Annotated in this window: 16 protein-coding genes and 4 pseudogenes; 10 read left to right on the forward strand and 10 right to left on the reverse strand. The window is 70.7% G+C overall.

Annotated features, from left to right (window positions below; all coding sequences use genetic code 11):
* The first annotated feature begins 40 nt into the window (after window positions 1-40).
* From AB1285_RS21480 to AB1285_RS21490, 3 genes and pseudogenes are all read left to right on the forward strand, one after another.
* On the forward strand, window positions 41-1,225 hold the full coding sequence (locus AB1285_RS21480; RefSeq protein ID WP_370428281.1) for a zinc-dependent alcohol dehydrogenase: 1,185 nt from the start codon (window positions 41-43) through the stop codon (window positions 1,223-1,225).
* 69 nt (window positions 1,226-1,294) lie between these two features.
* The gene (locus AB1285_RS21485; RefSeq protein WP_187662822.1) at window positions 1,295-1,540 is read left to right on the forward strand and encodes a hypothetical protein; all 246 of its coding nucleotides are present in this window, start codon (window positions 1,295-1,297) and stop codon (window positions 1,538-1,540) included.
* A gap of 50 nt (window positions 1,541-1,590) precedes the next feature.
* Window positions 1,591-2,433, forward strand: a pseudogene (locus tag AB1285_RS21490) (SRPBCC family protein); the annotation flags it as partial.
* An 88-nt stretch (window positions 2,434-2,521) separates the two neighbouring features.
* Here AB1285_RS21490 and AB1285_RS21495 read toward each other — a convergent pair.
* Entirely contained in the window at window positions 2,522-2,833 is a 312-nt protein-coding gene (locus AB1285_RS21495) for a hypothetical protein (protein WP_187662820.1), read from the reverse strand.
* Window positions 2,834-3,476: 643 nt separating this feature from the next.
* On the opposite strand from AB1285_RS21495, the gene AB1285_RS21500 reads away from it, so the two are divergent.
* The 4 genes from AB1285_RS21500 (at window position 3,477) to AB1285_RS21515 (ending at window position 6,615) form a co-directional block, all read left to right on the forward strand.
* Window positions 3,477-3,743, forward strand: coding sequence for a hypothetical protein (locus tag AB1285_RS21500; RefSeq protein ID WP_370428195.1), 267 nt, complete (start codon window positions 3,477-3,479; stop codon window positions 3,741-3,743).
* A 339-nt stretch (window positions 3,744-4,082) separates the two neighbouring features.
* Window positions 4,083-4,556, forward strand: coding sequence for a MarR family winged helix-turn-helix transcriptional regulator (locus tag AB1285_RS21505; RefSeq protein ID WP_280568240.1), 474 nt, complete (start codon window positions 4,083-4,085; stop codon window positions 4,554-4,556).
* Entirely contained in the window at window positions 4,553-5,356 is an 804-nt protein-coding gene (locus AB1285_RS21510) for an SDR family oxidoreductase (RefSeq protein ID WP_370428196.1), read from the forward strand. The genes AB1285_RS21505 and AB1285_RS21510 overlap by 4 nt, the downstream gene beginning before the upstream one ends.
* Before the next feature lie 122 nt (window positions 5,357-5,478).
* A complete protein-coding gene (locus AB1285_RS21515; protein ID WP_259954162.1) occupies window positions 5,479-6,615 on the forward strand; it encodes a calcium:proton antiporter in 1,137 nt (378 codons plus the stop codon).
* 6 nt (window positions 6,616-6,621) lie between these two features.
* Here AB1285_RS21515 and AB1285_RS21520 read toward each other — a convergent pair whose 3' ends face one another.
* Window positions 6,622-8,031, reverse strand: a complete 1,410-nt coding sequence (locus AB1285_RS21520; RefSeq protein ID WP_259954163.1) for an MFS transporter — start codon at window positions 8,029-8,031, stop codon at window positions 6,622-6,624.
* A 117-nt stretch (window positions 8,032-8,148) separates the two neighbouring features.
* Here AB1285_RS21520 and AB1285_RS21525 point away from each other — a divergent pair.
* A pseudogene (locus AB1285_RS21525) lies at window positions 8,149-9,066 on the forward strand (LacI family DNA-binding transcriptional regulator); the annotation flags it as partial.
* A 101-nt stretch (window positions 9,067-9,167) separates the two neighbouring features.
* On the opposite strand, the gene AB1285_RS21530 reads toward AB1285_RS21525, so the two are convergent.
* From AB1285_RS21530 to AB1285_RS21540, 3 genes and pseudogenes are all read right to left on the reverse strand, one after another.
* Complete coding sequence (locus tag AB1285_RS21530) at window positions 9,168-9,497, reverse strand: nucleoside hydrolase (protein WP_429977868.1); 330 nt, start codon at window positions 9,495-9,497, stop codon at window positions 9,168-9,170.
* A 94-nt stretch (window positions 9,498-9,591) separates the two neighbouring features.
* Window positions 9,592-9,747: pseudogene (locus tag AB1285_RS21535) on the reverse strand (nucleoside hydrolase); the annotation flags it as partial.
* A gap of 76 nt (window positions 9,748-9,823) precedes the next feature.
* A pseudogene (locus tag AB1285_RS21540) lies at window positions 9,824-10,243 on the reverse strand (nucleoside hydrolase); the annotation flags it as partial.
* Between AB1285_RS21540 and AB1285_RS21545 the strand changes: the two are divergent.
* Window positions 10,160-10,714, forward strand: a complete 555-nt coding sequence (locus tag AB1285_RS21545) for a PfkB family carbohydrate kinase (protein WP_429977862.1) — start codon at window positions 10,160-10,162, stop codon at window positions 10,712-10,714. The pseudogene AB1285_RS21540 and the gene AB1285_RS21545 overlap by 84 nt on opposite strands.
* Complete coding sequence (locus AB1285_RS21550) at window positions 10,711-11,028, forward strand: PfkB family carbohydrate kinase (protein ID WP_429977863.1); 318 nt, start codon at window positions 10,711-10,713, stop codon at window positions 11,026-11,028. The genes AB1285_RS21545 and AB1285_RS21550 overlap by 4 nt, the downstream gene beginning before the upstream one ends.
* On the opposite strand, the gene AB1285_RS21555 is transcribed toward AB1285_RS21550, so the two are convergent.
* From AB1285_RS21555 to AB1285_RS21575, 5 genes are all read right to left on the reverse strand, one after another.
* On the reverse strand, window positions 11,009-11,317 hold the full coding sequence (locus tag AB1285_RS21555; protein WP_429977864.1) for a hypothetical protein: 309 nt from the start codon (window positions 11,315-11,317) through the stop codon (window positions 11,009-11,011). The genes AB1285_RS21550 and AB1285_RS21555 overlap by 20 nt on opposite strands.
* A gap of 58 nt (window positions 11,318-11,375) precedes the next feature.
* Window positions 11,376-11,522, reverse strand: a complete 147-nt coding sequence (locus AB1285_RS21560) for a hypothetical protein (protein ID WP_429977865.1) — start codon at window positions 11,520-11,522, stop codon at window positions 11,376-11,378.
* A 273-nt stretch (window positions 11,523-11,795) separates the two neighbouring features.
* Complete coding sequence (locus AB1285_RS21565; protein ID WP_429977866.1) at window positions 11,796-12,305, reverse strand: DUF7507 domain-containing protein; 510 nt, start codon at window positions 12,303-12,305, stop codon at window positions 11,796-11,798.
* Window positions 12,247-12,384 (reverse strand): DUF7507 domain-containing protein, encoded by a 138-nt coding sequence (locus AB1285_RS21570; protein WP_429977869.1) that lies wholly within the window; start codon window positions 12,382-12,384, stop codon window positions 12,247-12,249. The genes AB1285_RS21565 and AB1285_RS21570 overlap by 59 nt, the downstream gene beginning before the upstream one ends.
* A partial coding sequence (locus tag AB1285_RS21575) for a DUF7507 domain-containing protein (RefSeq protein WP_429977867.1) occupies window positions 12,384-12,737 on the reverse strand: 354 nt, incomplete at its 5' end. The genes AB1285_RS21570 and AB1285_RS21575, both read right to left, overlap by 1 nt.

The following is a 12,737-nucleotide window of genomic DNA, read 5'->3' on the forward strand; positions in this document are numbered from 1 at the left end:
AGCGTGTAGGGACGACGGACATCGAGACGTGGAGGACATGATGAAGGCACTCACCTGGCAGGGCAAGCGGAACGTGACGGTGGAGGAGGTCGCCGACCCGGTCATCCAGCAGCCGGCGGACGCCATCGTCCGGATCACCTCGTCGGCCATCTGCGGATCCGACCTGCACCTCTACGAACTGCTGGGCCCGTTCCTCGACCGCGGGGACATCCTCGGGCACGAGCCCATGGGCGTCGTGGTGGAGGTCGGCGCGAACGTCACGAAGCTGAAGCCCGGCGACCGCGTCGTGATCCCGTTCAACATCTCCTGCGGGGCGTGCTTCTTCTGCCTCCGCGGGCTGCAGTCGCAGTGCGAGACGACCCAGGTGCGCAAGTACGGCAGCGGCGCGGCACTCTTCGGCTACACCAAGCTCTACGGCCAGGTCCCCGGCGGGCAGGCCGAGTACCTCCGCGTGCCGCTGGCCGACTACAACCACATCCCGGTCGGGCCGGACCTGCCGGATGAGCGCTACCTCTTCCTCAGCGACATCCTGCCGACCGCATGGCAGGGCGTGGAGTACGCGCAGCTTCCCGAAGGCGGGACGCTCGCGGTGATGGGACTCGGCCCCGTCGGGCAGTTCGTCAGCCGGATCGCCCGGCACCGCGGCCACCGCGTCATCGCGGTCGAGCCGGTGGCGGAGCGGCGCGCGATGGCGGAGCGGCACGGCATCGAGACGCTCGACCTCACGGACACGGCCGTCGAGGAGATCCGCGATGCCACCGAGGGTCGTGGTGCCGACGCGGTCGTGGACGCGGTGGGCCTGGAGGCACACGGCAACAGCGGCGTGGAGTTCCTGCAGAAGGCGGTCGGACTGCTGCCCGATCCCGCGGCACGGCAGATGCTCGACAAGGCCGGGATCGATCGTCTCGCCGCCGTGTACGCCTCGATCGACGCCGTCCGTCGTGGGGGCACGGTCTCGCTGAGCGGTGTGTACGCGGGCGACGCCGACATCCTGCCGATGAAGACCCTGTTCGACAAGCAGATCAGCATGCGCATGGGACAGTGCAACGTGAAGAACTGGATCGACGACATCCTCCCGCTTGTGGAGGACCCGTCCGACCCGCTCGGCGTGATGGATCTGACGACGCACCACGCGGCCCTGGAAGACGCCCCGGACCTGTACCGGACGTTCCAGGAGAAGAAGGACGGCTGCATCAAGGTCGTGCTGCACCCCTCCGCCGCCTGACGGATCGTCGAGGGGCTCTAGAAGCAACCCGGGTTGACAGCATCGCTGCCAGCAACCTAGGTTGACATCATGGAGTCCCTCGACATCGCCCGCGCCGCCGCGGACACGACCGATCCCCGTGCCGGGCTTCGCGCAGTGGCCTCGTTGCGGACGCTCGCCGACGCTCTCGAACTGCGCCAGGTGGAGGCCGCGCTCCGCGCCGGGATGAGCTGGCAGGCCGTCGCCGACGCCCTCGGGGTCACGCGGCAGGCCGTGCACAAGAAGCACAGTCGTCGCATCGATCCGACGATCCCGGTTCCGCGGCGGAACGCATGAGCCGGTTCACGCAGGCCGCTGCGACCATGCACACCCTCTCGCTCGCGGCGATGGAGGAGGCGTCACGCCTGGGTGTCCGCGATGCCGACATCGATTACCTGCTGCTCGCGCTCACGCTCGATGCCGACACCGGCGGACAGGTCCTGCGGCGTGCGGGCGTCGATCTCGACGCCACCCGGACGGCGGTCGAGGCGCAGCACGCCGGACAGCTCCAGGCCGTGGGCGTGGACGCTCCTTCGATCGGCCCCCGGTCGCATCGTCTTCCACGAGACCGAGGGCTACGACTGGACGGACCGCGCCCTCGCGGTGCTCCGCGCCGCCACAGGGGGCGGCCGACAGGGCGACTCGGCCGCCGTGCTCCGCGCCCTTCTCGAGGAGCCAGCGGCCTGATCACCGCCATCCTCGACCGGCTCGCCGTGACGGCGGACGACATCACGGTGCAACTGGATGAGGTCGAAGCCGCAGCCCGCCCGCTGCAGCGACGGCGGGAGATCTCCGGGATCTCCGGGTCACGCTCGATGTTCATCCCGGCGGCCATGACGGATGTCTGGACACTGCTCTCGACCGCCGACCGTCTCCCGGATTGGGATCAGAGCGTCGCCACCATCCTCCCGGGACCCGAGGACGGTCCCTGGGAGGCGTTCGCCCCCACGACGGCCCCCGACGGACGACCACTCCGGCGCAAGCCGGCATTCCATCGCCTCCGGGTGACCCGTTCGGCGCCGGAGGATCCCACACACGTGGCCTGGCGATTCGAGCATCCCGACGCCCCGAGCGCGAACCCGCGCCTCCTCATCCTCGCGCTCGAACCGGCGGCGGGCGGCACTCAGCTCCGGGCGACGCTGACATGGGAGACCAGGCCACGCGGGCCGATCCGGCGAGCGCTACGGTCGCCCTTCGCGCCCCTCCTGCGCGGGCTCGTGTTCATCCACCTCGTGCAGGTCGAGAGCGGATCAGTCGGGTCTTCCGCTGATCGGTCGCTCAGCCCTCTTCATGCCGCGGACCGACGCCGGGCTCCTTGCTGTGGGTCGACTCGTAGGCGGGCTCCGGTGGATTCTTCGACGCAGGGTCCACGCGGGCCGCGTTCCCCGCGCCGGCGTCGGCTCCGGCCCCGCCGGCCGGCACGTCCTGAAGAGCGTCCGGATCGTCGCCTCCGCGCTCGGCGAGGTGTGCCGCGATGCCTTCTCGCGAAGGCTCCTCATCGGACTCGACGACGTCCTCCTCCTCGGGTCGCAGAGGCTCCTCCGGCTGCAGCGGCTCATCCGGGTACATGAAGGCTTCCGGGTTCGACATGACGCGCTCCTCTCGTGACGGAGACTCCAGCGTGCGTCGGATCGGCGCTCAGGACAGGCCCGTTGACACAGCGGCGGCACCCCGGTAGCCCATCGCCCGGGTACCGGCGGGTGCCACGATCGAGCGCCGCACCCGCCGGGCCGGAGTCCTCAGCTCTTCGCGCCCTTGCGAGGCTTGAGGAACTCGTCCGGGCGTTCTTCGCGCGCTTCGCCGCCCGCTTCTCCTTGAGAGAGAGCTGCGGCGCCTTCTTTCCGGCGCGACCGGTGTGGACTTTCCTGACATGGCGCTTCCCCTTTGTGACTGGCTGGCGTAACCCCCGACCATACCCGGAAGCACAGGGAAGTCAAATTTCCCGCTGAACGGGAGAAAAACGCCTGAGCGAATCGCTCTGCAACCCTGTACGGAACCGTGATCGTCTCTCACTTCTTTTGAATGACTCAAAATAACGTGGTACGGTCGGAGGACAGCAACCGGTCAGGCAGACCGCTCCGCACGCCACTCAGAGGGCCGCCTGCGGAGGCGCGCCGCCGCAGCCCGTGCGCCGGAGTCGGGGAGAGCACCCCCCGCGGTCCGACGTGCGCAGCGCGAGGGACACACGTCCCTCGGCGCGAGCCTGCCCATCCGCCCCGAGAGAGGAATCCCCATGCCAGAGACACGACCCACCGACCATCGCCGCACGGGGTTCACCTCGATGCCGCATTCCTTGGGTCGCGGCGGCCGCGAGGACATCGTCTGGGAGGCGCTCGAGCGGGTGGACGGGAAGCCCGCGCCCGCGATCGGCGTCATGCAGGCGGCGATGGGCACGGAGGCGCAGACCCGCCTGACCCAGGACGTGATCCGCGCCTACCTCGATGCGCAGGGCGTCCGCGACACCCGCGAGTGGGCGGCACGCCGAGGCGGTGTCGCATGAGGCGTCGACTCCGCTCCGACGTCCGGGAGCACTCCGACACCGTCCTCCGCCTGCAGCCGGCAGAGCTCCACGAGACCGCACCCTTCGCACCCGGCGACGACCGCTTCGTCGCCGAACTCGCCTCCCCCGGCCTCGGGGCGTGCTCATTCGTCCTCGGTCCGCAGGGCACACCTCCACCCGCGTGGATCGTGCTCGATTATGCCGACGGGCAGCAGCGCCGGTGGCGGCTGTGCGCGGCGGGCAGGCGATCGGCATTTCTTCACCCTCGCGGAGGACACCGCGAGCGCGGGATACATCACAACTGTTGCCTGAGGCAACTTTGAGGCGTACTCTGGACACATGACCACCGGCGAAGACGTCGCCGGCATCCACCTGGCCCTCGTCCGCGTGGTGTCGGAATGGAGTGAGAGCGATCTGCAACGTCAGGTCGCGGAAGCCGTCGACGTCGCCCTCGATCCGTCCGCCATCCGCGCGCTCTACCTGCTCGGGATGAACGGAGGCACGATGGGCTTCGGCGACCTGGCCGCACACGCGACACTGTCGCGGCCGACCACGTCGAAGCTCGTCGCCCGCATGGCGACGCAGGGCGTCGTCGACCCCGTGCGCTCGGGACGCACGGTCGAGGTGCGCCTGACGGACGCGGGCCGGACGGCCTATGCGCGCCTGGTCGAGGCCGGCCATCGCATGGTCGGCGATGCGGTCGCAGGCTGGTCACCGGACGAGATCGACGGATTCCGCCGCCAGCTCGGCCGCTTCGTCACCGCACTGTCCGGCACGCCGCCGGTCGTGTCCATCAAGGAGGAAACCCCATGACCCGCACCTATGTCGTCACCGGATCCGCATCCGGCATCGGCGCCGCCACCGCCGAGCTGCTCCGCTCTCAGGGCCACACCGTCATCGGCGTCGACCTCGCCGGCGTCGAGGTCGACGGAGATCTGTCCACCCACGAGGGGCGTCTGGCCGCGGCGAGCGCCGTGGTCGAGGCGGCCGACGACGGGATCGACGCCGTCATCGCCTGCGCCGGCATCTCGGCTCCGATCTCGAAGACGATGTCCATCAACTTCTTCGGCGTGACCGAGTTCCTGACCGCGCTGCAGCCCACGCTGAGCCTGGCCGATGCGCCGCGCGCCGCCGTGGTGTCGTCGATGGCCTCGCTGCAGCCGGTGTCGCCCGAGCTCGTCGACGCGGCCCTCGCCGACGACGAGGCGCGCGCGATCGAGATCGGCGACCGCCTGGCCGCGACACCCGAGGCCGGGTTCCTCAACTACTCGTCCAGCAAGCGCGCCCTGTCGCGGTGGGTCCGTCGCGAGAGCATCACCCCGGCGTGGGCGGGAGCGGGCATCCCGCTGAACGCCGTCGCCCCCGGCACCGTCATCACGGCGATGACCGCGGGCCTGCTCGACTCGCCCGAAGGTCTGGCCATGGTGGACGCCGCCGTGCCGATGCCCCTGAACTACCACCAGCCGGCGTCCTCCATCGCCGAGCTCCTCGTCTGGCTCACCAGCCCGGTCAACACCCACATGGCGGGTCAGACGATCTACTGCGACGGCGGAGCCGACGCCGTCCTGCGCGGCGACGACATCTGGTCCTGGAACGACGCCCCCCAGAGCTGAGACCTGCACTGCTCAGCCGCTGTTCCGGGAGCGCGGGTATCCTGAGGGTGTCTCCGGCACCCGGAGCAGCGGACGAGGGAGCAGTACCCGCACACGACGACTGACTCATGAAGGAGTCCGTCATGATCCGGTCGTTCATCACCCGCACCGACCTGCTGCGTGTGGCCCTGGGCTGGGGCGCGGTCGTCGCCCTGCTCGCCCTGCACCCGTTGCTCGCGCCTCCCGTGCCGGGACCACTCCTGGTCGTCGCCCTCCTCGCGATCGTCGCCGTGATCCTCGTGTGCGCGTTCGGCGTCGTGAAGCAGGCCGAGGCCCTCGCCCACCGGCTGGGCGATCCCTACGGATCCCTGGTGCTGACCCTGTCGATCGTGCTCATCGAGGTGATCCTCATCTCGGCGGTCATGCTCGGGCCGGGCGAGCACGCCACCATCGCGCGCGACTCGGTCATGGCCGTCTCCATGATCATCCTCAACCTCGTCATCGGCCTGGCCCTCCTCCTCGGCGGACTCCGCCATCGGGGTATGGCGCACAACCGCACCGGCACATCCGCGTACCTGTCGATGCTCGTGGTCCTCGTCGCTCTGGCGTTCGGACTTCCGGGGCTCATCGGCCACGGCGGTGCGTACACGGTCGGCCAGGAGATCCCGATCATCGTGCTCACACTCGTCCTGTACGCGTTCTTCCTGTTCCGGCAGATGGGTGCGCAGGCCGATGACTTCACCGAGGTGGACGAGAGGCTGCGGCCAGCCCACACGGCGGCGAACGCGGCACCGCGGACCCCCATCCGCGCGGTGCTCGCGGCCCACCGCGTCGAGGTGCTGACCCGCCTCGTCCTCCTCGTCATCACCGTCGTCCCCATCGTGCTGCTCTCGCACGACATGGCGGCCCTGCTCGACGACGGTCTCGGCCGGCTCGGCGCTCCCGTCGCCCTGGCGGGGCTGCTGATCGCCGGCATCGTGTTCCTCCCGGAGTCGATCACCTCGATCCGCGCGGCCCTGAACGGCGAGGCCCAGCGCGTGAACAACCTCTGCCACGGGGCGCTCGTGTCGACGGTCGGCCTGACCATTCCGGCGGTCCTCCTGATCGGCATGCTCACCGGGCAGCAGGTGGTGCTCGCCGAGTCGCCGGCCAACCTCCTCATGCTCGCCGTCACCCTGCTGCTGTCGGTGACGACGTTCGCGGCGAAGCGGGTCACCGCGATGCACGGGGCCGCGCACCTGGCGACCTTCGCCGTCTACGTGCTCATCCTCTTCAGCTGAGCCGCCTCAGCGGGTCAGCTCGGCGTGGACGGGCTTCGGGATGAAGAGGGAGAAGGTCAGCGCGCCGGCGAGCACGACGGCGCCGGTGAGGAGCGCGGCGACGTAGCCGCCCGCCGCATCCCCGCTGCCGCCGAACGAGGTCTGGGCCGCGTAGATCACGACGAAGCTCAGTCCCGCCCCGAGGTTGATCGCGCCGGTGTTCAACCCGGGGAGCGATCCCGGCCGCTCCTTCGGCGACAGCACGACGCCGAGGCCGTTCAGCATGATGTTGCCGATGCCGGCGTACGTGACGCCGGCCGCGACCGAGAGCAGCAGCAGGGTGACCCGGGAGGACGTCCCGACGTTCGCCACCATCAGCACGAGCACGACGATCGTGCCGATCAGTCCCACCCGGAGCATCGCGCGGTAGCCCACGGTCGCCGCGAGCCGTCCGGTCAGCGGTCCCATCAGCAGGCCGGCGAGCGCGTACGGCATCAGGATCCAGAACGACACCTCCTCGGCGCTCATGGACAGACCCATGCCGGTGTCCTGCGCCAGAGCGGGGACCACGCCGTTCATCACCGCGAAGATGCCGGAGAGGGTCAGCAACGAGGTCGCGCAGAGCGCCCAGGTGGAGCGCTGCTTCAGCTGAGCGGGCGAGACCAGCGGGTCCCGCAGCGCGCCCTCCAGCTTCCAGAAGGCGAGGAACGACACCACGGCCAAGACAGCCAGCACGATCACCAGGAGCACGTCCGCCTCGGCGAGCTTCCCGAGCTCGTTCAGGGCGACGAGCATCGACCCGACGGAGACGACCAGGAGCAGCGACCCCCACCAGTCCATGCGCGGACGGTCCTCCGCCATCGTCTCCGGGGCGAGAAGGCGCACGACGAGCGCCGCAGCCACCGCGACACCGGCCATGGTCCAGAAGATCGAGGCGAACCCGTGGTTCGTGGCGAGGTAGCCGCCGAGCAGCGCGTCGCCGCCCGCGATCCCGCCGTTGACGGCCGTGACGACGCCGAGCAGCGTGCCGTACATCTTCGGGTCCGCGACGGCCGCGCGCAGCATGATCAGGCACAGCGGTACGACGGGACCGGAGACGCCCTGGATGAGGCGGCCGACGAAGAGCATCGGGACGTTCGTCGCGAGCGCCGCGACCACGCAGCCGACCGCCATCACCACGAGCATGCCGACGAGCACGCGCCGCCGTCCGATGAGGTCGCCCAGCCGCGGGAGGAACAGGGTGAAGAGGGCGGCGGCGGTGAAGAACACCGTCTGGGTCGCCGCGATCTCCGATGCCGTCGCGTCGAGCTCGCGCTCCATCGTGACCAGAGCGGGGCTGAGCATGCTCGCGTTGAGCTGGAACGCGAGGCAGGCCGCGAGGAGGGCGACCATCAGCGGGGCGACGGCCGTCCGGGGCCGGAGGGCGGTGGTGTGCATGTCGTTCTCACTTCTTCGTGTCGGTGCGGGGGGCGCCGGAATGCGTAATCCTTTACGCGCGGCTTATCTTGGGAGTCGAGGCGCCGGTGTCGGCGCCCGACGGGAGTCGAGGTGCGGATGAGGAAGCCGTCGGTGACGCTGCACGATGTGGCAGCCGCGGCCGGGGTGTCGATCGCCACGGTGTCCCGCGCGCTGAACGGCAAGGAGCGCGTCTCCGGAGCCACCGCCGAGCATGTGGCCCGGGTGGCCGAGCAGCTCGGGTATCGGGTCAACCTCATCGGCCGCGGTCTGCGCGAAGGCACCGGCGCGACCATCGGCGTGGTCGTCCCGGTGATCAGCAACCCGTTCTACGGTGAGCTCGTCCATCGCCTCGAGGACCATCTGCAGCGGCGGGGATTCGACCTCGTCATCGCGGACTCGCACGGCGAGGTCGACCGCGAGCGCGCGCGCCTGCGCATGCTCGTCGAGCGCCGCGTCGAGGGGGTCTTCGTGGTCCCGTCCGATGCGGAGCTGTCGTTCGACGCCGTCGCCGATACCGCCCAGCGCCTTCCCCTGGTCCAGGTGGACCGGAGGGTGCTGGACCTGGATGCCGACTTCGTGGGGGTGGACAACGATCATGGCATCGGGCTCGCCGTCGACCATCTGGTCTCCCGCGGCGCCTCTCGCATCGTCCTCGTGTCGGGCAACGACGTCACGTCGGTCGGCCGCGAGCGCCGCGCCGCGTTCGAGGCGATCGTCCGCGCGCGGTCGCTGCCGGTCGAGGAGAACGTGTTCGGCGAATACCTGCTCGCCTTCGGCGAGTCCGCCGTCACGGAGCTGCGAGCGCGCGGTCCGCTCCCGGACGCCATTGTCGCGGGCGACGACCTCGTCGCCGCCGGTGCCGTCGCCGCGCTGAAGCGCGCCGGCCTCCGCGTCCCCGACGACATCCTCATCACGGGATTCGACGGCACCATGCTGGCGGAGGTGTGCGAGCCGCGTCTGACGACCGTGGTCCAGCCGTTCGACGAGCTCGCCGCGGAGGCGGTGGAGGCTCTCGTGCAGCGGAGGAGGATCCGGACGCCCCGTACGCCCTGCGCCGCGTGGCCCCGACCCTGCGCGTGGCCGAGTCGACGTCTCCCGCGCCGGGCGCGTGACCCTCAGGCGAGTGCTGCGACGGCATCCGTCACCAGGTTCCAGAAGGCCGGCACGTCGAGGGTCAGCGCGACGTCGGCGTTCGGCTCCTTGCCGAGCATGTCGTGGAGGTCGACACACGTCGCCCCTGCCGTGAACTCGCCGGCCGTCTCGATGTCGACATGGCAGCGCTGCACCGTGGCGACGGCACGATCGATCGCGATGGCGACGGTGATGGGGTCGTGCAGCGGTCCCTCCGGCATCCCCTCGGCCTTGTCGTACGACGCGGAGAAGAAGCGCAGCAGTTCCACGCCGAACGCCGCCGTGCGGTTGCCGACCGCCGCGATCCGCTGCACGACCTCTTCGGTGATGAGCGCCTGGTGGGAGATGTTTGAGGCCGACCATGGTGAGCGGCAGACCGGAGGCGAACACGACCGCCGCGGGCCTCGGGGTCGGCCCAGGCGTTTGAACTCGGGGATAGGCGCCGACGTTGCCGCGTCCGGTCGATCCGCCCATCCAGATGATCTCCTTGATGTTGCGGGCCGCCTCCGGGTGCTGCTGGAGGAGGAGCAGGGCGATGTTCGTCAGCGGGCCCGTGGGGATCACCGTGATCGGCCTCCGCGGAGGCCTTCAGGGTCTCCGCGAGGAAGTCGACGGCGTGCCGCGGGTCGAGCGGGACCGTGGGCTCGGGGAGGACGGGTCCGCCGAGGGCGTTGTCCCCGTGGATCCAGGCCCCCGGGGTGAGCTCGCGGCGGAGCGGCTTGTCGGCTCCCGCAGCCACGGGGACGCCGGTCACGCCCGCGACCGTGAGGGCGATCTGCGCGTTCCTGGTGGTGTGTTCCAGGTAGCCGTTGCCACCGACGGTCGTGACGCCGCGGAGGGTCGATGCGCTCGTCTCCCGCCGCCAGCCAGATGGCGAAGACGTCGTCGTGGCCGGGGGTCGCAGTCGAGGAGGACGGGGACGGGCATGGGGTGCTCCTTTGCAATCGGGTGTGCGTAAACGTTTACACTCTTTCTCATGAACGTCAAGCCGGACGCTGTCCTCGCCCCTTCCCTCGTCGTCGTCGGGAGCGCCAATGTCGACCTCACCGCCTTCGTCGATCGGCTGCCGACCGCCGGCGAGACCGTCGCCGGGGGCCGGCTCTCGCGCGATCTCGGCGGCAAGGGTTGCCAACCAGGCCGTCGCGGCGGCCAAGCTGGGCGGTCGGGTCCGGATGGGTGGGGGGCCGTCGGGGCCGACGCCGACGGCGCCTGGATGCGCGATGAGCTCGGCCACGCCGGCGTCGACACCGCGGACCTGCGCACGGTCGCCGCGCCCACCGGGACGGCCCTCATCGTCGTGGGTGCCGACGCCGAGAACCAGATCGCGGTGTGCCCCGGCGCGAACGAGCTCGTCTCCCTCGAGGGCGTCGCCGTCGGGCCGGACGAGGCCGTCCTGCTGCAACTGGAGATCGCGATGGTCCGTCGTCGAGAGCGTCGTCGCCCGCGCCGAGGGGTTCGTCGCCGGTCAACGCCGCCCCCGCACAGCCCCTTCCCGACGCGCTGCTCCAGCGGGTGGATCTGTTCATCGTGAACGAGACCGAGCGCGAGCTGATGCCGGAGCTGGCCGATGCCGCCCTCGTCGCCGTGACCTACGGCGCCGAGGGGGCTGCCCTGTTCCGCGGCGGCGAGGAGATCGCACGGGCGAACGGCGTGCCCACCCGCGCCGTCAACACCGTGGGGGCGGGAGACGCCTTCTGCGCCGCGCTCGTGCTCGCCCTGCAGAGCGGACTGCCAGCGCAAGTCGGCCCTGCAGACGGCCTGCGCGGTGGGGCGCTGCCGCCGTCGCGCACCTCTCCTCGCAGCCTCCCTTCGACCCGCTCGCGCGCTACGTCCCCCGCGCCGTAGCGGCGCCCGTCGACGGCGGTCGGTTCAGGACGCGGCGCCGGCCCCGCGCAGCGCGCAGCGAAGATCGCTCGGCGGCACGAAGTCCGCGGTGAGGGACCAGTCGGCTTCCTCCCCGGCGGGGGACCTCCACCGTCGCCTGACCGGACCCGACGACCGTGGCCGCGTCGGTGGTGAAGAACACGGTCACGACGTACGTCGCATCCTCGTCCGTGGGATTGCCGACCACGCCTTCCGCCGTCCCGCCGTCGTCCTCCGTGGTGCAGGTCGTGATCTGAGTGCCGGCGCGCACCTCCGGAGCGTCCGGCACGTCCTCCGGTACGCTCGTCGCTCCGACGACCCCTTCTTCTTCACCGGGGATCTGCGGCGCTCCCGTCCGCGGCGGTCGGGGTGGGGGTCGGCTCCTCCTCGGCCGCGGAGCAGGCGCTGAGCAGGAACACGGAGATCAGGAGCGGCGCCGTGAGACGGGCGATCCTGCGGTGGCGTGCGTACATCATGGGCTCCTCCTTCGACCCCGACCGTCCGTGGCGGGTGATTCGCACCCGCCACGGACCACTTCTCGGTCAGCGCTGCTCCTGCTCTTCCTCTCGCCGGCGCACCCGGGTGAGGCCGAGACCCAGCCCGGCGAGGACCATCACTCCCCCGAGGAGCAGCCCTCCGGCCATCAGCGTGCCGCCCGTGACCGCGAGACCGGTCGGCGGGGGTGGGGACCACTCGGGTGATCGTCTGCGAGGTCGGCGGATCGATCGGCCCGTCCGGCGTGTTCCCCGTCACCGTCGCGACGTTTCGCACCTCGCCGCGACGCACGTCCGCGGCGTCGATGGTGTGCGGGGGGCACCGTGCATGTCATCTGCTCCCCGGAGGCGAGGCTCGTCGCCGGGCAGGTGACCGCACCGGCCGTCGGGGTCCGACACGGCGATGTCGGAAACCGTCTGTGCCCCGGTGTTGGTAACGATGATCGTCCACTCCACGCGATCGCCGAGGTCGATGATCCGGTTCGCGTTGACGTCGACGGTCGTCGCCCGCTTCTCGATCGCGAGGGAGTTGGTCCCGTCGAACGGCACCTCCACGGTCGACGGCGGTGACACCGGCGGCGTGCCCGTGGGCGGTGTCGCCGTGGCCGTCGCGGTGTTCGTCAGCCGTCCGGAGTCCACGTCCGCCTGAGTGGTCGTGTACGTCGCGGTGCATGTCACCGTCTGCCCCGGGATGATGCGGGCCGCTTCATCCGGGCATGTGACCGCCGACAGCTCGCCCTCTCCGGAGAAGTCCGTGTCGTCCACCACCACGGTCCGCCAGCGTCACGTTGCCCGTGTTGGTCACGACGAAGGAGTACTCCAGAATCTCCCCCACGGTGGTCATCACGGCCGGGGGTCGCGGACTTCACGATGTTCAGGCCGGGGGCGGGAAGCGCCGGGACGCGCGGTCTCCGACGGCGGCGACACGGGAGGCTGCAGATCCCCGGGCGGGACGCCGGTCGCCGTGGCGGAGTTCGTCACCTGACCGGCGTCGATGTCCGCCTGCGTCAGCACGTACGACGCGGTGCAGACGAGCTGCGCCCCGGGGGCCATCGATGCGGTGCCTGCCGGGCAGTCGATCGCCGACAGCGTCCCCGTCCCCGAGAACGCCCCCTCGTTCACCACGACATCCGTCAGCGTGACGTTGCCGCTGTTGGTCACGACGAACGAGTACGTGACCTCCTGGCCACCACATAG

This window comes from Microbacterium sp. NRRL B-14842, from assembly GCF_050470785.1.

Excerpts from the sequence above, each read along its gene's own strand:
- AB1285_RS21480 (WP_370428281.1), top strand. The coding sequence starts at position 41 with ATGAAGGCACTCACCTGGCAGGGCAAGCGGAACGTGACGGTGGAGGAG.
- AB1285_RS21485 (WP_187662822.1), top strand. The coding sequence starts at position 1,295 with ATGGAGTCCCTCGACATCGCCCGCGCCGCCGCGGACACGACCGATCCC.
- AB1285_RS21495 (WP_187662820.1), bottom strand. The coding sequence starts at position 2,833 with ATGTCGAACCCGGAAGCCTTCATGTACCCGGATGAGCCGCTGCAGCCG.
- AB1285_RS21500 (WP_370428195.1), top strand. The coding sequence starts at position 3,477 with ATGCCAGAGACACGACCCACCGACCATCGCCGCACGGGGTTCACCTCG.
- AB1285_RS21505 (WP_280568240.1), top strand. The coding sequence starts at position 4,083 with ATGACCACCGGCGAAGACGTCGCCGGCATCCACCTGGCCCTCGTCCGC.
- AB1285_RS21510 (WP_370428196.1), top strand. The coding sequence starts at position 4,553 with ATGACCCGCACCTATGTCGTCACCGGATCCGCATCCGGCATCGGCGCC.
- AB1285_RS21515 (WP_259954162.1), top strand. The coding sequence starts at position 5,479 with ATGATCCGGTCGTTCATCACCCGCACCGACCTGCTGCGTGTGGCCCTG.
- AB1285_RS21520 (WP_259954163.1), bottom strand. The coding sequence starts at position 8,031 with ATGCACACCACCGCCCTCCGGCCCCGGACGGCCGTCGCCCCGCTGATG.
- AB1285_RS21545 (WP_429977862.1), top strand. The coding sequence starts at position 10,160 with ATGAACGTCAAGCCGGACGCTGTCCTCGCCCCTTCCCTCGTCGTCGTC.
- AB1285_RS21560 (WP_429977865.1), bottom strand. The coding sequence starts at position 11,522 with ATGATGTACGCACGCCACCGCAGGATCGCCCGTCTCACGGCGCCGCTC.
- AB1285_RS21570 (WP_429977869.1), bottom strand. The coding sequence starts at position 12,384 with ATGACCACCGTGGGGGAGATTCTGGAGTACTCCTTCGTCGTGACCAAC.